The sequence below is a fragment of the Virgibacillus sp. 7505 genome (assembly GCF_002272135.1).
Taxonomy (GTDB): Bacteria; Bacillota; Bacilli; order Bacillales; family Amphibacillaceae; genus Terribacillus.
Genome location: NZ_NPBF01000027.1, coordinates 34,211 through 52,312 on the forward strand (window position 1 = coordinate 34,211; position 18,102 = coordinate 52,312).

Here is an 18,102-nt window from a genome sequence, read left to right on the forward strand (position 1 = left end):
ATGAAGAAGCTTTGCACAATATCGTGCAAAGCTTCTTTTTATCTGGAGAGAGTTGCTCGGTCAGCAGTTTTCAGCAGCCTGCTGACTAAATATAATAGGAAAACGATAACCACACTGATGTACAGCACTGTAACAATGAATGAAACAAGCATAGACATTTTCAGTATGAGCAGCAGAGCAAAAAGGAAAACGAATGCCCCCGCTGTTATTACGATGGAGATTAGAGTTGCCAGCCTATTTTGAAATAGCTCTGTCTCTTCCGTCCAGCCGAGTTTTGGATAAAGTAAGTCGCTGACCATTCCGACGACAGTAACTGCGGCATTAACTAACAAAGCTATAACCACCCATATCAATGCTTCCCATACATTCATCTGTATCACGGGTACAGCGATCACAAATAAAACGGTGAGCGGGAGTAAATTAATAAGGAACGCAGCTTGCAGTTTGGCAATGACAATCTGTCTCATGGTTAATGGCAGGAAGAGATGTGCTTCCCAGCTTTGCCCGTCTTTTGAGAAGCTTACGATGCTGATCGGATTCAGCCCGACTGAAAAGACGTTCGCGAAAAGGATGACCACAAATAACATGCTGCCGCTGATTCCTTCCAACATGGTTGTGGCAGAAGCAAAATCCCCCATGAGGAAAATCACAACCAGTAGTGCAGGCATTACAAAAGCTCCAGCGACACATTGCAGGAAGAATGTCGGCGTTCGGAAAATGGTTTGTATTTCTTTTGAACGATATGCACTGATTATTGACTTCGGTTTGCGAGCTAGACCTTTGCCGCTGAATACTTTACCCGAACCAGTATTAAGGCCTAATGCACCCTTCAAGTAGAATTTCTGCGCAGCTGCAAAGAAGAGAAGCCCCGCGGCAATTGCAAGCAACATCACGATGACTAAGTAAAGCAGGCTTTCCCAGCCTCCTGCAGTTGTAAGTATATGTGACATCAGTGAAGCAGGCGGGTAGTACATTGTTGCCATCTGCAGCAGTCCGCCTTTTTCGGCATTATCAGCTATCACTTGTGCGATTTGTTCAGGATCCTGCTGTAAGCGCAGGACTATATTCAGTAAGATGAGCAAAATAAATCCGATAATACCACCGATGACCTTACTTCTATCCTTGTTCTTCCCTTTATTGACAAACTGCATGGCGAACATTACTACAGCTGCCGCTAATGCATAAGGTATGGTTGGCATCAGGAAGAAAAGAATCAGGACAAAGACATAATACATAAAGCCAGCACTGCTTAATATGCCATAGTAAATGCTGACAGGGAAATACATGGCAGCTGTAAGCAAATATGCATAAATCAGCGGATTCATCGACTTGGCGATAAGCAGCTGATAAGAGTGGACCGGCAGATGAAGGAATGACGAAATATCCTCCGTGAAATAGAACGTATTCATGATCAGCATGAACGATAAGATGAAAATGAGAAAGAAATTCATCAAGAATAAGGAGCCTAAAATGGCCTCGGTATTGCCTGACGGTTCCAGCAAGCTGTACATCATCTCAATGATCTGCAGCATATACCCGCCGAATATCATGCCGATAAAAAGTAATCCAATCATCCCAAATACTAATCCGATAACTACACTTGGTTTCTTGAATACGTTGGCATACTGCATCTTCAGCTGGATACGGACGAGGGAGAGGATCGGCCTATACATCCTGAGTCAGCTCCAAGAAGATATGCTCCAAGCTTTCATCGGATTGGAATCTTTCCCGCATTTCCGTTAGAGTACCTTGGAAAAGAAGCTCACCCTTCCGTATGATGGCCACTTCGTCACAAAGCTGTTCCACCACTTCTAGCACATGAGAGGAGAAAAAGACAGTGTTGCCATTCGCTGCGTGATTTCGCATTAGTTCCTTCAGTTGATAAGAGGATTTGGGATCCAAGCCTGTCATTGGCTCATCCAGAATCCAGACAGAGGGCTGCTGCACAAGCATGCCGGTTATAAAAAGCTTCTGCCGCATTCCATGCGAATAAGTCTTGATTTGATCTCCTAGTGCTTCATAGATGCTGAACATCTTGCTGTATTCCTCAATTCTAGCCTCTCTAACATCCGCGGCAATCCCATAAATATCACTTAAGAAATGGAGGTAGTCCAATCCCTTTAACCGCAAAAATAAATCTGGGCTATCCGGGACGTAGCCGAATTCCTGCTTCGCAGCAATTGTATCCGAAGTGATGTTCTTCCCATTAATGGTGATGGTCCCTGAATCAACCGGCAAGACACCGGTAACCATTTTGATCGTTGTCGATTTACCAGCACCATTTGGCCCTAGAAAACCGAATATTTTGCCGCTTGGGACTATCAGACTGACATCGCTCACAGCTTTCTTATTTCCATATTGCTTATGTACATGGTCGATTTGTATCACTGCAGGACCTCCTTGTCTATTACTTCCATTCTGGGCTTTCCTTGCCAAATATTCAAGATTATCTGCCATAAAAAAAGGCTATATCCCTCCGCATAACATGTCGCTCTTACTAGTATATTTAAGACAAGCATAGGAGGTAGTAAAAATGCGGAATCTGCAAAAGAAAACGGCATTTATTGCCGTATTTCTCCAAACAGTATTGAATATTACCTTGACCATCCTAGCAATGATACTTGTCGTCTTCCTTCTGAAGAAAACAGTATTCATCTTCGATGTACTGCTAATACGCAATGAAGAGGTAAGCTACTTTTATCTGGCGGAAGGCATCATCGTTTATTTCCTTTATTTTGAGTTCATCAGTTTGATCATCAAGTACTTCACACATGACTACCATTTTCCGCTCCGCTATTTTATCTACATAGGGATTACAGCAATCATTCGGCTGATTATCATTGACCATGAAAATCCTCTTACAATCCTTCTGTATGCGTTGGCGATAGTCCTGCTTGTCTTCGCTTTGCTGATTGCCAGTCATTCCAATATGAAGGACAATGAACGGTTGGATTGAATAAGATAAGCAGCGTAACGATTTAAACGTTTTGGCATAATATGATACACTCTATAGTGGAAAAGTAAGCTTTGTCGTCAGAAAGGAAGAGAAATATATGATTAATCGCAAAAGTGAGCGTGAAATAGAAATGATGCGAGCAGCTGGACAGCTGCTTGCTGATATTCATAAAGAAATCCGTAACATGATCAAGCCGGGCATTACAACAATGGAAATTGATCAATTCGTAGAAGGGTATTTGGCCAAGCATGGCGCAACAGCCGAGCAGAAGGGCTACAATGGCTACGCATATGCAACTTGTGCTTCTATAAATGATGAAATTTGCCACGGATTCCCAAGAAACGAGCCATTGAAAAATGGCGATATCGTAACAATCGATATGGTTGTTAATTTAAATGGCGGTTTAGCGGATTCTGCCTGGACCTATGGAGTCGGTGAAATCAGTGAAGCGGCACAGCGATTACTTGAAGTAACAAAAGAATCCTTGTACAAAGGAATTGAAAAAGCGCAGCCTGGCGCGAGAATCGGTGATATCGGCCATGCAATCCAGGAATACGCAGAAGCAGAAGGCTTTTCAGTCGTGCGGGACTTCACAGGACATGGAATCGGTCCTACTATCCACGAAGATCCGCATATCCCGCACTTTGGGTTGCCGAATAAAGGACCACGCTTGAAAGAAGGTATGGTCATCACAATTGAACCGATGCTTAATATCGGTGAATGGGGCAGCCAAATGGATGATAATAACTGGACGGCTCGTACAGTCGACGGTTCTTTATCCGCTCAATATGAACATACAATCGTCATCACAAAAGATGGTCCAGTCATCCTGACAAATCAAGACGAAGAATAAAGTGAAGCCTATACCAGCTTGGTATAGGCTTTTTTTCTATGGTTCGATATGGATGAAAGTATGGAATATATCATGCTTCTTGATAAGGAGCCTTTCCAATCTTTCCGTGATGGCATGGCTTTCTTTTACATTGAGAGATGCGTCGACTCGGATGATGACATCAACGAGGGATTGATTACCGTGCAGTCTAGCTTTGATTTCGACAACCTCCAAAACATCTTTATCCTCGAGGATGCTATGACGGATCTTTAATAACCTGTCCACGTCATATCCATCCGTAAGGGAATAGGTTGCATCATAAAAGATATCCCATGCTGTCTTACAGATCAGTATTCCTACGATGAAGCCTGCCAGAGGATCCAGCCAGTAATAGCCGAACTGAGCTCCGAAGATTCCTACGAAAGCACCTATACTGACCAACCCGTCTGATCGATTGTCCTGTGCAGCAGCCATAAGTGCGGGGCTTTTGATTCGTTTAGCCAAGGTGGAATTGTAACGGTATACAAGCATCATAACGATTGCTGCGCCTAAGGCAGTCCAGCCTGTCAGCATATCAGGCTGGACATAATCCGGCTCCATTAAACGCTCCAGTGTATCAAACAAAACATGAAGACCAACGGTGATCATGATGAAGGCAGCAACTAAAGATGCGATTGTCTCTGCCCGGAAATGACCGTATCTATGGTCAGTGTCAGGCGGTTTGCGGGAGATGCGCAGTCCGATTAATACGGCAACGGAGGCTACGACATCTGTTGTATTGTTCAGCCCGTCGGCAAGCAAGGCATCTGAATCACCGAGATAGGCGACAAGCAATTTGATAAAGGATAACAGCAAATATGCAGCTATGCTGAGCAAAGCTCCTTTCTCACCAGCTTTCAGATTATCATACTGGCCCATATGTAAAATTTCCTCCGATCTGATTCTGGAGCAGGAACGGTTAATGCATGTCCAGAATGGGTACAAGATAGTACATTATATTCTTCTGATTCATCATTATACGAAGGGGTTGAAAAAAATGAGCCAGGAAAAGATCATTATTGAAGGCAGCTTGGAAGGGGTACGGTTTTACAAGGAACTGGATATCGTGATCGGTCCCGAGGAAGATACACCAGAGCGAGCGATCATCCGTTTCTACGGTAGCGAGGCAGAGAACTTCGAGGAGCTGGCTCGAGAACAAGGCTGGCGCAATTGTTACTGGACTTATGCAGATCAAGAAGCCCTGCTGCAGCAGGCAAATTAATCCCAGATTCGTCTGGGGTTTTTTCGTTGGATAAAAAACTCCTGTCTTGCAGAAAATGAAAGTAGTTTGTGAAAGGCAGGAGACGACGTATGGGTGAAAAAAATGCTTCAACAAGTAAATCAGGAAAATCACCAAAGGATATGCGCTGGGCAATTGTAGCATTGGCATCCATTCCCTTGATCATGACACTTGGGAACAGCATGCTGCTGCCCGTGCTTCCGCTGATGGAAAAGGAATTGGATATAACCAAACTGCAATCAAGTTTTATCATTACATTCTATTCCATTGTAGCTATCATATTCATCCCGGTTGCTGGCTTCTTATCCGATCGTTTCGGACGCAAAGCAGTTATTTTGCCTTCGTTGGTTATAGCTGGAGCTGGCGGACTGATAGCTGGGATATTTGCTGTTGGCAGTGATAATCCGTATATATGGATCCTGATAGGAAGGATCCTGCAGGGGATAGGTGTTGCAGGTGCAGCACCAGTTGTACTCCCGCTAGTCGGAGATATGTTTGAAAAAGAAGAGGACGTCAGTGCCACACTAGGTATTGTTGAAACTGCTAATACTTTTGGGAAGGTATTGAGCCCAGTGCTTGGAGCACTGCTGGCGGGGTTCCTTTGGTATTTGCCATTTTATGCGATCCCTGTGTTTTGTGCAATTTCCTTCTTATTGGTGATCTTTCTTATTAAAAAGCCGAAAGATGATAAAAAAGGCAATGATTTTAAGACATTCTTGAAAAACACGAAGGCGACATTTCATGAACATGGCGGCTGGCTTACAGCTACCTTCCTGATTGGGGCCATTCTTATGTTTCTTCTTTTCGGTATCCTATTCTATTTGAGCACGGTATTGGAAGAGAAGTACGGCATGCACGGCATACTGAAGGGTGCGGTTTTGGCTATACCACTGGCAGCATTATGTCTGGCATCCTATCTGACAGGTAAATGGATCAAAAATAACGGGAAGCTGATGAAGTGGATTATATTCACGGGTGTGCTTGTTGCGGGTGTCGTAACAATCACTCTCTATTTCTCAAAGGGAATTTTCTTCATGATGTCGGTATTCCTTGTTGCGGGCGTAGGAATCGGAGCAGGTCTGCCTTGTTTGGATTCTTTGGTTACAAGCAATATGGAAAAGGATGTTCGCGGGACAATCACATCATTGTTGAGTGCCATGCGCTACGTAGGTGTTGCTGCTGGTCCGCCTGCTGTAGCCATTTTGTTGAAAGTGGATTTTATTTGGTTAATCGTTACATTTGCTGGAGCAGCCTTTGTTGCAGCATTACTGACATTGAAATTTGTCAAACCGCCTGATCCGAATGAACAAAAACATAACCCCGTTCCGCATTTACATTAATTTAACGAACAAATCAGAAAATTGTTGCAAAATTAATGTGAATCCAGCATAATGGAAAAAAGGAACCAGGGGGAATCGTTCCATGAAAAAGCATAAAGTTGTCTATCGTCTGCAAAGAACGAAGAGGAAGCGTGCTTATGTTACTGCTAAACGGGAAATTTCGTTTGAAGTGAAGCTGGCCACAAGACTTATGCTGGATGAATTTTACTTTAACTGGAACAAGAATAAACTGGAAGCACAGATTAATGAGTGTATCGACCAAAAAGACGCGGAACGATTCAAGGAATTAAGTGCAGCTTACCGCCCCTATACTTTGGAATAACATAAAATTTTTATAGGACCTGTTTTGTCACCGGACAAGGCAGGTCTTTTTACGTGCGAAAATAATTAGCACCTATGCTATAATATCCTCAAAACTAGATGTACGAAGAGGAGATTTTAGAAATGAAGCGTTTGATGCTGTTTGCTGCGCTTAGCGCTGTGTTAGTTGCAGCTGGATGTCAAAACCAGCAAACAAGCCAGAATCAAGACACAAATGAAAATAAAACTGCCCAGAAGCAGACCGACAATCAGCAGGCAGAACAAGTAAAGGAAGAAGATACTGCTGCTGATGAAACCGCTGAGGCAAAGCCTGACCAGCATCAGGAAGAAGCAGAAGATGTAGTAGGGACAATCGAGAAACCAGTGACGGTTGATAATCCGGATAGTATCGAAGTTGTCGTGAACAAAACAAGAAAGTTTCCGGATGGCTGGGAACCGAAGGACTTAGTTGAGCCTGACGTACCGTTTTACTTCAGTGAGCATCTGGAGAAGCGGAAAATGCGTAAAGAAGCAGCGGAAGCATTGGAAGAGCTGTTCGACGCATCCCAGGAGGACGGGATGGAACTTGTGGCTGCAAGCGGGTACCGATCGGAAGCAAGGCAAAAGGAAATTTATGAGAATAACGTAGCGACCCAAGGGCAGGAAGAGACGGATAAAGTATCTTCCAGACCAGGCAGAAGTGAGCACCAAACAGGGCTCGCTATCGATTTGACATCTGCAGAGATGGCATTAGCGCTGGAAGAGACTTTCATCGATACAGATGAAGGGGAATGGCTGGCAGAACATGCACATGAATATGGTTACATCATTCGCTACCCAGAAGGGAAGTCCGATATAACTGGCTACAGCTATGAGCCATGGCACATCCGATATGTCGGAAAAGATCTGGCGAAGCAAATTTATGAAGAAGGAACGACATTGGAGGAGCATTTCCAAATGGAGTCCGATCTTAAGAGCTGAAAAAGAGCCGCTGTCCTAATGGGCAGTGGCTCCAATTTATGTGATGGGAGGTCACATACAGATTTAGCGGCATAGAAGGTATGCCTAAGACTTACTTGTCCAAATGTGCTTATAAATGCTGCACGAAATAAAATTGATTGATTATTAACTCAACTCGATTCTAACATATTGTAAACCGGAAAGGTAGCGAAATTATTAAATTTTTTCAAAAATGAAAAGATGGCCAACCTTCCGAAGATGATAGCCGCAAAATTAGAGATTATTTGTTACAATAAAGATGCCTTATCAAATGAAGACTTTGGAGAGGGGAAGTAAAATGGAATTTCGTGTGGAAAAAGATACTATCGGTGAAATTCAGGTGCCTGCAGATAAGTTTTGGGGAGCGCAAACACAGCGGAGCCGGGAGAATTTTCCGATTGGTTCAGAAAGAATGCCGAAAGAAATTGTATACGCTTTCGCTTTGCTTAAGAAAAGTGCCGCAAAGGCCAATCATGATTTAGGTTTATTGGAAAAAGATAAAAGTGATGCAATCGGCTATGCTGCGGATCAAATTATAAGCGGTGAGCTGGATGATCATTTTCCGCTAGTTGTCTGGCAGACAGGCAGCGGGACACAATCGAATATGAACGTCAATGAAGTTATTGCTTATGTCGGAAACAAGTGGCTTGAAGAACAAGGAAAAGAAGTGCGTTTGCATCCTAATGATGATGTCAACAAGTCTCAAAGCTCCAATGATACTTACCCGACAGCTCTACATATAGCTGCTGTGACACAGCTGGAAGATGTGGTATTGCCTGCTTTGATCCAGCTCAAAACAACGTTGAAAGAAAAATCAGATGCTTTTCATGATATCGTGAAAATAGGCCGTACGCATCTGCAGGATGCAACACCGCTAACACTTGGACAGGAAATCAGCGGCTGGCATCGTATGCTGGAAAAATCGGAACAGATGATCAGGACAAGCCTGCCGTTTGTCAAGGAGCTTGCAATTGGCGGAACTGCAGTAGGAACCGGCTTGAACGCCCATCCTGATTTCTCTGAGAAGGTTTGCCGTGAACTATCTGAGGCTACTGGAAAAGAATTCATTTCAGCTGTGAATAAGTTCCATGCTCTGACAAGTCATGATGAGCTCGTGTATGCACATGGGGCGCTGAAGGGTCTTGCGGCAGATATGATGAAAATCGCTAATGATGTGCGCTGGCTCGCAAGCGGGCCGCGCTGCGGAATCGGTGAAATTGAAATTCCGGCAAATGAACCTGGAAGCTCCATTATGCCTGGCAAGGTGAATCCTACCCAGAGTGAAGCTGTGACGATGGTAGCTGTGCAAGTGATGGGCAATGATGCTGCAATTGGATTTGCAGCCAGCCAAGGAAATTTTGAGCTGAACGTATTCAAACCCGTAATTGCTTATAACTTTATTCAATCTGCGCAGCTTCTGGCCGACAGTATGCTTTCATTCAATGATCGCTGTGCAGTCGGAATTGAACCAAACCGGGAAAAAATCGCAAAAAATCTTCAAGAGTCCTTAATGCTTGTGACAGCTTTGAACCCGCATATCGGCTATGAAAATGCTGCCAAGATTGCTAAGACAGCTTTTGCTGAAAATAAAACATTGAAAGAAGCAGCTATAGAAAGCGGATTACTGACAGAAGAACAATTCGATTCCTATATAAAACCAGAAGAAATGACTTATCCGAAGTAACTGCCATGTTTGACCAGGAGTTCCAATAAGTAAGCCTGATAAAAAGCGCCTTCTTGCCCAAACTATAGGCATAGGAGGTGAACAAACATGGCGAACAACAACAGCTCAAACCAATTGCTAGTACCTGGCGTACAACAAGCACTTGATCAAATGAAATTCGAAATCGCACAAGAATTCGGTGTAGGTCTTGATGGCAACGAAACTTCTCGTGCAAACGGATCTGTCGGTGGAGAGATCACTAAACGTCTTGTAGCTTCTGCACAGTCTCAGCTTAGCGGCGGTCAATTCTAATTGAATATTGATGGCAAGAGAGGCACCGTTTCGGTGCCTCTTTCTTTATGGAAGGTTATGCAGGGCCAAGTATAGGGCAAACGCATCCTGGAATTTCCGTATATCGAGGCCAGTTTTCTCTGTTAGTTTGTCTAAACGATAATTCAAGCTATTGCGGTGTATGTACAGCTTTTTCGCTGTAAGAGTAAGATTTTGATTGCAAGTGAAATACATATTCACTGTCCGAAGCAGTTCGTCGTCTTCTTGCAATCCTTGCAGGATGTGATGCATGATATATTTTCGGTCATTTTCCGGCATCAGCATACTGATCAATTGCGGTAACGCATCATGGAAATGAAGCACGTGGTTGGCTGAATGGAATGGAATCTGTTTGTACACTGTCAGCAGCCACTCATATTGTTCAGAAGCGTGTTTTACTGAATGCAGCCAGGGAGTTACAAATAGCCGGAGCGGGACAGATAAATCATACATAAGCATGTCGATGACTTTTTCATAAAGAATAGGTTCTGTTTGACGGCTCTCGATCAGTAAGCCTGTTTGCTTCGTAAACCACAGGCATGCAAGCGGATGATCAGTCAGACTATCCATTGCTTCCCTGAACACCTCGGGTTTAACAAGCCCCTCTACAGTAAAGAAAATGAAGCGGCAGCCAGACGAATATAGAGCATTCTCGGTTAGTTCATCCGCTGTTTTTCCGCTGTGCAGCAGTTGATACCAGGCTGTATCTGTACTGCTGCCAGTTGGTATTGTAACAGGTGAACCAAAGTGATGAAGTAAGGCAAGTTCGCGTTCGTTCAGCTGATTGGCTGGCAAACCGATAATCTCCCCATTCTCCAATCGAAACCAATGGTATGTATTCGTATCAAGTCCATTAAGGCTGTCTGCCGTTATGATACCCGAAAATAGTCTTTCCAGTTCCTCCTTCATACGCACTTCTCCTATCCATACAATCTGTTTCTTTGTAATTGGTGTTATTTGTATTATACTAAAACCGAAGTAAACAGAAAGGTCGATACAACATGAATAGTGGAGATATTTGGTTGATTTTATCCATGGCGCTTATTGGTGCCTTGATTGGCGGTATCACGAATTACTTAGCGATAAAGATGCTGTTTAAGCCTCATCGCGCTATATATATAGGGAAATGGCGAGTCCCATTTACTCCGGGATTAATACCAAAACGCAGAAGTGACTTGGCCCGTTCGCTTGGAAAAACGGTCGTTGACCATCTTCTTACGCCGAAGGGCATGCAAGCAAGGCTGGTTGATGAAGGCTTCCAATGGAAGGTCAACAGTTGGGCAAAACGTGAAGTGTTCCGTTTTTTGCGTTCAGAACGAACATTGCGTCAGCTGCTGTTAGATTTTAATGTAGCTGTGGATACGGATATATTGCACCAAAAGACTGCCGAATTATTAAAAACACAGCTGGAGAAACAAGCAGAAAGAGAACTAGGCAGCTTGTTGCCAGAGGAATTGAAAGAAAAGACAGAGGCTGCTGCTGACAGAGCAGCAATGCATATTCAGCAGATGCTCGCAGCTTATGTAGATAGCTACGATGGCCGTCGCAAAATACAGGAGCTTGTCCAAAGCTTTCTGCAAGGCAGGGGTTTTCTTGGCAGTATGCTGTCCTCTTTTATGGATCCTAGCAGTGCAGTCGATAAAATTCAGCCTGTTATCATCGAATCTGTCGGGTCAGAAGGCACCCGTCGCTGGCTGCAGCAGCTGCTTGCTAGTGAGCTGAATAAGCTGATGAGCAAGACAGTCGGCGATGTAACGGAAACAATCGGTCCAGAAACAGTGGATGAGGCTATTCAGCAAGTGGTTAGGAAATCGATCCCATTTGATGAGCTGCTAGACACACCAATCCAGGTGTATACGAAAGATATTCAAGACCATGTAATAGAAGAAAAGCTGACCATGCTTGTCGGACGAGTGCTACAGCGTCTATCTGAGCAGGTGCCGGTCATCATGGAACAATTGGAGCTTTCCAAGATGGTCGAGAAAGAAGTATCCGGTTTTCCTCTGGAACGAGTGGAAGAGCTTGTCCTGGCTATCTCTAATAAAGAATTCAAGCTGATTACATACCTCGGATTCCTGTTGGGTGGTATCATCGGGATCGTTCAGGGAGTTATCGCGCTCTTTATCTGATGGTTCGAACTATACAGCGCTCTATCGGTTTGTTATAGTGGAACTTGAGTAAAAATGAGGAGGTACGTACCCATGGCTAATATGTACGATCATGCGTATGACTTAGAAAAAGCAATCCGTGAAAGTGATGAATTCAAAGGCTTGAAAGCCGCTTATGATACGGTAATGAATGATCCATCATCCAAGCAGATGTTCGAAAACTTCCGTAACATCCAACTTGAATTGCAGCAAAAACAAATGCAAGGACAGGAAATTACAGAAGAAGAAGTTCAAAAAGCACAAAGCGTAGTTCAAGTAGTGCAGCAGGACGAACAAATTGCAAAATTGATGGAACAAGAACAGCGTCTGAACATCGCAATCAATGATATCAGCAGAATCATCACGAAGCCTTTGGAAGAGCTTTACGGACAGCCAGAGGCGTAAGCAATAACCTCCTTGCCATTTGGCAAGGGGGTTTTCTTTTGTTTTGAAACCGAACGTGCATTCGCAAGAGGTGCATGCTACTATAGAAGCAAACGACGACTAAAGAAAGGAACCTTCTATGCTGCCTAAACTAACATTCATTCATGCTGCCGATCTTCATCTGGATAGCCAAATGGAAGGATTGACTGCTGCGCATCCTGCTATGAAAGGCCGGCTGCAGGAAAGCACTTTCCAGGCCTTGAAACAGCTTGTACAATGTGCAATATCTGAAAAAGTTGATTTTATCTTACTGGCTGGAGATATCTTTGATGCTAACAGGCAATCTCTAAAAGCACTTGTTGCCTTGCGTGAAGCCTGTAAAGAGTTGCAAGAGCACCGTATCGATGTGTACATGCAGTATGGAAATCATGATTTTACAGGAAAACAGCCAATGATGAGTTACCCGGACAATGTACATATTTTTCAAACCGAAAAAGTGGAAACATTCTTCCATGAGAAAAATGGTGAGCCAGCAGCGGCGATCCACGGGTTCAGCTATACGACAAGACATATTAAATCTCGAAAGGCGCTGGAGTACGAAGTCAAAGGAGAAGGGATTTACCAGATAGGCATGCTCCATGGCAGTCTGGGGACAGGCGGAGATGCGGATGTCTATGCTCCCTTCAGTGTAGATGAGCTGAAGCATACCGGCTTTGATTATTGGGCGCTTGGGCATATTCATAAACGCGAGGTATTGTCAGAGCAGCCGCCTATTGTATACCCGGGGAATATCCAGGGCAGACATCGCAAAGAGTCTGGGGAGAAAGGCTGCTATTTAGTGGAGTTGGAGGGCCAATCCTGTGTTATGTCATTTCTTCCCTTGCAGGATATCCGATTTGAAACAGTGGACGTGGATGTCAAAGAAGGATCAGCATTATATGATGTGGAACAGATTTTGCTGGAAAGCTGTCTCCGATGGGAGGAAGCATTTGGGGATGCTGTACTTCACGTGATCTTCCATGGTCCTGCCCATCTATTGATGCGATGGAGCCAGGAGGAGCGCTTGGAGGAGCTGCTTGAAATTATCAATGAGCAGCAGCAGAATCTGGGCAGCCAGCTTGTACTTGCAGGTTTCACGGTACAGGCAACCCTTGACATGAAGGAAGAGCTGCTTCTGGAACGTAACGACTTCACTGCAGCGCTGTACACCACTTCCTATTCAGCTGATGAAATGACACGCAGTTTGGAGGAGTTGATGGGAAATCGTCAATACCGTAAGATCCAGCAGTTTTATTCCGAGGAGGAATTACAGGAGCTGCTCGGTGAAGCGAAACAACTGCTGCTCCAAACTTTATTGGAGGTAGAATAACGATGCAAATCAGCGGCGGACATATTTATGATTTCGGTAAATGGCATGATTATACTTTCGATTTCCAAGAGAGCTCCCTTGTGATCATCCAGGGGGAGAATGAGGCTGGTAAGTCCACATTAAAAGCTTTTCTTATCTACATACTATTTGGGATGCGTACGCGGGAACTGGAATCTTATAAACCAAGGACAGGGGGTACTCCAGGCGGAAGACTCACCCTCCGTTTACCTGGTGGACAAGCAGTTGTCGAACGGATCCTGGATCGGCATAATGGTGAAGCTGTCTGCTATATAGGTTCTGAACAAAAAGATCAGCAGTGGCTGGAGGACCAGCTTGGCGGTATGGATGCTTCCGTATTCCGCCAGGTTTTCACATTGGATACGGAATCACTTGTTTCCTTGCAGCTGACAGACAAAGAGCACCTGGGGCAAGTCCTTTTGGATGCAGGTCAGACAGGATCAGCAGATGTTCATAAGCTGGAGAAAAAGCTGCAGCAGGAATTGCAGCAGCTATTCCGTCCTCAAGGAAGGAAGCCGAGAATCAATGCTATGCTGCATACCGTCTCAGAACAGGAACGCCTTGTACAAGAGCTAGCAGATAAGGAAGCGGCTTATCAGCCGGATAAAGAGAAACTGCGCGCAACACTTGAAAAAACAAATGAGCTGCAAAATCATAAGGCAGAGCTTCGCGCTCAGATCCGTGTCCAGAAACAAGTACTGCAAGCTATTCCATGGCAAAAGAAGGCCTCTTTCGCGAAGGAACAGCTGAAGCAGCTGGCACATGTGGAAGGTTTTCCTTCTGAAGGATTCAAACAGATGCAGAAAATCCAGTATCAGCTTCAGACTTTGGAAGCTCAATATCATGTCCACAAGAAGGAATCTGCTTTAATACAAAAGGATTTGGTGTCGACAAAAGAGCAGTTGTTGAAAGATGACTTATACAAGGAATTGTATGAACTGGGCGCCAGGACAGACTGGACAGCTGTGAAGAAACGTATCGAGCTATTGGAGGAAGAGCGTGATAAACTTCGAAATCAGCTAGCTCGTGTGCATCTCAGCTATCCGTATCCAGAAGATTTTGCCTGGAATTCACATATGGCGGAAGCTGCCGAGGAATGGCGTCCGCTTCAGGAAAAAATGATGATTTTGCAGGCAGAGAGTAAGCGAATTCATCAGTCTATTGCTGAGAAGCGACAGGAAATAGATAAAATGGATCATCTGCAAAATAGGATCCATCAGAGTTTGCTTTCAGAAAAGGAATATAGGGAACTTCACAACAAGAATGACAGAAAACATAGAGGAAATGATTTACGTAAGAGGACAATTTCACCTATTACCCTTTTGGTTGTTTTTGCAGGACTATTAAGTGGTATTGGTATTTTGACTGCAAATTGGCTCTTAGCTGGAAGTGGCATTTTTCTGCTGGTTGGTGCTGGTTTGAACTGGCGCCTTGGGCATCAGCCCGGAGGTCATTCTGAGAGCTCTTCCTATATTTCCGAAAAACTCACAGAACAGAAGGAGTTGCGAGTCCGATGGCGTCAATTGGAGGAGCAGCGCCACCCGTTGGAAATACAGCTTATGGAGTTACAGCAAGAACAGTCTGAGCAAGTAATAAGGAGAGAGTATCTGGAGCAACAGATAGCTATTCAGATAGAGAAATTTCCTTTCTTAACGGACGTGCCACTAGTGTATTGGGTGAAAGCGGTCCACGAGTGGAAAGCAAAAGAGCAGCTGACAGAGGCGCAGAACAGGGTAAGGCGAGAGCTTGAAGAGGAGCAGCAGCGCTATACGGATTCTATTGACCGGCTGGGTGACATAATGGATGTAACAATTGGTGCACGGCCAGAGGAAATAATAGAGCAAGCAGAATATGTAATCGAGTCACAGCAAAAGCTAAGACACGCAAAGGAACAGCTTTTTGAACGACAGCAGGAGATACAGCGGTATTTACAAGAATTGGATAAGCAGCTCAAGCCGTTACAGGAACAAAAGGCTATTTTGCTTGAAGAAGGCGGAGCTAATGACTACCATCAGTTCCTGCACGCAGCAGAGCAATATCGGAAAAGAAAGCAGCTTCTCGTAGAATTGGAGCATTTCCATGTGCAGATAAGAGCCATTCTGCCAGACGGAAAGTACAGATCAGAAGAAGTGGAATATGAACAGGATAGAGTGGAGCAAGTGATTGCCAAACTTGAAACGGAACAAGAGGCTGTGGAGGAGGAGCTGGATAAATGCCGACAGCACGCCGCCACGCTGCAAGTTAAGCTTGCCGACCTTGAATCGGACACAACAGCATCAGCAGCTTATCATGAGCTGCAGCGGCAGAAGCAGGTGCTGACAGCGGCTGGACGAAAGTGGGCTGTACGGAAACTTGCTTACGATATGCTTTCACAAACAAAAAGAACGTTTCAGGAAGAACGATTTCCGAAAGTCCTTAGAGAAGCGAGCAGTTTGTTTTCTCAGGTAGCAGATCAGTATAGCGGGCTGGCACTGACAGAAGCGGGTAGTTTGGTTGTGAAAGATCGATACAGCAGGGACATTGCCTTGGGGCAGCTCTCAAGAGGCACGATTGAGCAGCTTTATCTTTGCATGCGGCTGGCACTTTCCCGACATCTTGGTATGCAGCAGAGCTTTCCGTTATTGATTGACGACGCATTCAGCCATACAGATATTGAAAGAAGAGGACGCTTTCTTCCTATACTTCAGGCTGCCGCGGATGTGCAGCAGATCATTTTATTCACGTGGGAAGAACCGGCACCTGAATGGACTCAGCAGTCTAAATTGCTTCAGCTTGAAAAAACGCAGAAAACTGGTTCGTTGTAGCGTTTTAGCATTCGCAAAAAGGTGACAATAATGGTAAACTGGTTAAGATAAAAATTGGATTATTGTAAGCTGGAGGGTCGGGCAGTGCCGAGTAACGAAGAAAATTGGGCTAAATACGAGGAATCTATCGAAAAATTCATACAGGTCATTGCCAAGAATATGAATTTATATGGAATCACCTCATCTGTTGGCCGGCTATATGGTGCGCTTTATTTTGCGGATCGACCAATGACATTGGATGATATGAGAGATGCTTTGGAGATGAGTAAAACAAGCATGTCAACAGGAGTCAGGGCATTAGCTGAGATGAAAATGGTAGAGCCTGCATATAAAAAAGGTATGCGGAAGGATCTATATAAATCGGAGGAAGACTGGTACAAATCTTTTACGTCGCTCTTCGGAAATAAATGGGAGAAAAGTACGCAATCGAATCTGGAGGAAGCTGAGGAGACGATTGAGGAACTGAAGCATTTGAAGGAAGATGTTGAGGATCCAGAATTAATTGAGAGAATCGACAAAGATATTGACCGTCTTCAATATGCTCGCGATTATTACACGTGGCTCCTGCAGTTCATCAATGTGGTCGAATCAGGAGAAATATTCAAATACGTTCCAAAGCCGCCAAAGAGATAAAGGGCATTGGAGCATGATGCCCTTGCTGAATAGTAAGGGCTGTATTTATGAGGGAGGAGAATAGCGTTGAAAAAAGGTATTGGGTATTTTCAGGTAGGCGATAAATTCGATAGCTTTCTGCTGATTAAACAAGCAGACAAAGCTATTGCAAGTAATGGTAAAGCTTTTATGACACTGATATTAGGTGATGATACCGGGGATATCGAGGCGAAGCTATGGGATGCATCACCTGCGGATGAACAGCGCTATCAAGCTGGCCATGTAATTAAAGTCCAAGGTGAGGTAAACGCATTCCGCGGTCGTCTGCAGCTTAAAATACAGGCTATTCGGGTGGCAGAACCGAATGATGGTGTACATGCGCATGACTTTGTCAAGCGTGCGCCGCTTTCGAAGGAACAGCTGCTGGAAGAATTGACATCATTCATATTTGATATGGAGAATCCGAATTTACAGCGAATTACGAGGTATTTTCTATCCAATTATCAAGAGCAGCTGCTTGCTTATCCGGCGGCAGTACGTAATCATCACGAATTTGTTTCCGGGCTGGCTTTCCATGTTGTATCGATGCTGCGGATTGCTCGCGAATTGAAAAATCTGTATCCGGAGATCAATAAGGATTTGCTTTATGCAGGAATCATTCTTCATGATATCGGTAAATTACGGGAACTCTCAGGTGCAACGAATCCTACTTATACGGTAGAAGGGAAGCTGCTCGGTCACATTTCGATCATGTCAGATGAAATCGCCCAGGCCGCCAGGGAATTGCAAATCGAGGCAGAAGAAGTGATGATTTTACAGCATATGATCTTAAGCCACCATGGCAAAGGGGAATGGGGCAGTCCGAAGCCGCCGCTCGTGCGTGAAGCGGAGCTCCTGCATATGATCGACCTGATTGATGCGAAAATGAATACACTGCAGCGCGTCATGGATAAAGTAGCGCCGGGAGACTTTTCGGAGCGCGTCTTCTCTTTGGAGAACCGCAGCTTTTATAAACCTGCTTTCGAGCGCGAGTGAAAGTAATAGAGAGAAAAATAGAATAGAGGGAATT

The 18,102-nt window shown here is 44.5% G+C and carries 18 protein-coding genes; 14 read left to right on the top strand and 4 right to left on the bottom strand.

Going from position 1 to position 18,102, the window contains the following annotated elements:
• Positions 1-38: 38 nt before the first annotated feature.
• Complete coding sequence (locus CHH91_RS12185) at positions 39-1,673, bottom strand: putative ABC transporter permease subunit (protein ID WP_095223731.1); 1,635 nt, start codon at positions 1,671-1,673, stop codon at positions 39-41.
• Complete coding sequence (locus CHH91_RS12190; protein ID WP_095223847.1) at positions 1,666-2,388, bottom strand: ABC transporter ATP-binding protein; 723 nt, start codon at positions 2,386-2,388, stop codon at positions 1,666-1,668. The genes CHH91_RS12185 and CHH91_RS12190 overlap by 8 nt, the downstream gene beginning before the upstream one ends.
• 145 nt (positions 2,389-2,533) lie before the next feature.
• On the opposite strand from CHH91_RS12190, the gene psiE reads away from it, so the two are divergent.
• A complete protein-coding gene (gene psiE / locus CHH91_RS12195) occupies positions 2,534-2,956 on the top strand; it encodes a phosphate-starvation-inducible protein PsiE (protein WP_095223732.1) in 423 nt (140 codons plus the stop codon).
• 97 nt (positions 2,957-3,053) lie between these two features.
• Positions 3,054-3,809 (top strand): type I methionyl aminopeptidase, encoded by a 756-nt coding sequence (map, locus tag CHH91_RS12200; protein ID WP_095223733.1) that lies wholly within the window; start codon positions 3,054-3,056, stop codon positions 3,807-3,809.
• Between the two features lie 36 nt (positions 3,810-3,845).
• Here the strand turns inward: map and CHH91_RS12205 are convergent, their stop codons facing one another.
• Positions 3,846-4,706: a cation diffusion facilitator family transporter gene (locus CHH91_RS12205; protein ID WP_095223734.1), complete on the bottom strand. Its 861-nt coding sequence runs from the start codon at positions 4,704-4,706 to the stop codon at positions 3,846-3,848.
• Positions 4,707-4,824: 118 nt separating this feature from the next.
• Between CHH91_RS12205 and CHH91_RS12210 the strand changes: the two genes are divergently transcribed.
• The 6 genes from CHH91_RS12210 (at position 4,825) to CHH91_RS12235 (ending at position 9,681) form a co-directional block, all read left to right on the top strand.
• Positions 4,825-5,049, top strand: a complete 225-nt coding sequence (locus CHH91_RS12210) for a hypothetical protein (RefSeq protein WP_141234159.1) — start codon at positions 4,825-4,827, stop codon at positions 5,047-5,049.
• A gap of 89 nt (positions 5,050-5,138) precedes the next feature.
• Positions 5,139-6,407: an MFS transporter gene (locus CHH91_RS12215; RefSeq protein WP_095223736.1), complete on the top strand. Its 1,269-nt coding sequence runs from the start codon at positions 5,139-5,141 to the stop codon at positions 6,405-6,407.
• Positions 6,408-6,489: 82 nt separating this feature from the next.
• Positions 6,490-6,729, top strand: a complete 240-nt coding sequence (locus CHH91_RS12220) for an IDEAL domain-containing protein (RefSeq protein WP_095223737.1) — start codon at positions 6,490-6,492, stop codon at positions 6,727-6,729.
• Positions 6,730-6,851: 122 nt separating this feature from the next.
• Positions 6,852-7,688: a M15 family metallopeptidase gene (locus CHH91_RS12225; protein ID WP_286160773.1), complete on the top strand. Its 837-nt coding sequence runs from the start codon at positions 6,852-6,854 to the stop codon at positions 7,686-7,688.
• A gap of 316 nt (positions 7,689-8,004) precedes the next feature.
• Positions 8,005-9,390, top strand: a complete 1,386-nt coding sequence (fumC, locus tag CHH91_RS12230) for a class II fumarate hydratase (protein WP_095223739.1) — start codon at positions 8,005-8,007, stop codon at positions 9,388-9,390.
• An 87-nt stretch (positions 9,391-9,477) separates the two neighbouring features.
• Positions 9,478-9,681, top strand: a complete 204-nt coding sequence (locus CHH91_RS12235; protein WP_095223740.1) for an alpha/beta-type small acid-soluble spore protein — start codon at positions 9,478-9,480, stop codon at positions 9,679-9,681.
• A gap of 45 nt (positions 9,682-9,726) precedes the next feature.
• Here CHH91_RS12235 and CHH91_RS12240 read toward each other — a convergent pair whose 3' ends face one another.
• Positions 9,727-10,608 (bottom strand): PucR family transcriptional regulator, encoded by an 882-nt coding sequence (locus tag CHH91_RS12240; protein ID WP_095223741.1) that lies wholly within the window; start codon positions 10,606-10,608, stop codon positions 9,727-9,729.
• Positions 10,609-10,700: 92 nt separating this feature from the next.
• Between CHH91_RS12240 and CHH91_RS12245 the strand changes: the two genes are divergently transcribed.
• The 6 genes from CHH91_RS12245 to yhaM all read left to right on the top strand — a co-directional run bounded on the left by CHH91_RS12245 (position 10,701) and on the right by yhaM (position 18,068).
• Complete coding sequence (locus tag CHH91_RS12245) at positions 10,701-11,828, top strand: DUF445 domain-containing protein (RefSeq protein ID WP_095223742.1); 1,128 nt, start codon at positions 10,701-10,703, stop codon at positions 11,826-11,828.
• Between the two features lie 72 nt (positions 11,829-11,900).
• Positions 11,901-12,251: a YlbF/YmcA family competence regulator gene (locus CHH91_RS12250; protein WP_095223743.1), complete on the top strand. Its 351-nt coding sequence runs from the start codon at positions 11,901-11,903 to the stop codon at positions 12,249-12,251.
• Positions 12,252-12,369: 118 nt separating this feature from the next.
• Positions 12,370-13,599 (top strand): metallophosphoesterase family protein, encoded by a 1,230-nt coding sequence (locus CHH91_RS12255; RefSeq protein ID WP_095223744.1) that lies wholly within the window; start codon positions 12,370-12,372, stop codon positions 13,597-13,599.
• A 2-nt stretch (positions 13,600-13,601) separates the two neighbouring features.
• On the top strand, positions 13,602-16,421 hold the full coding sequence (locus CHH91_RS12260) for an ATP-binding protein (protein WP_095223745.1): 2,820 nt from the start codon (positions 13,602-13,604) through the stop codon (positions 16,419-16,421).
• Between the two features lie 84 nt (positions 16,422-16,505).
• Positions 16,506-17,054: a GbsR/MarR family transcriptional regulator gene (locus CHH91_RS12265; RefSeq protein WP_095223746.1), complete on the top strand. Its 549-nt coding sequence runs from the start codon at positions 16,506-16,508 to the stop codon at positions 17,052-17,054.
• 66 nt (positions 17,055-17,120) lie between these two features.
• Entirely contained in the window at positions 17,121-18,068 is a 948-nt protein-coding gene (gene yhaM, locus CHH91_RS12270) for a 3'-5' exoribonuclease YhaM (protein ID WP_095223747.1), read from the top strand.
• Positions 18,069-18,102 lie beyond the last annotated feature (34 nt).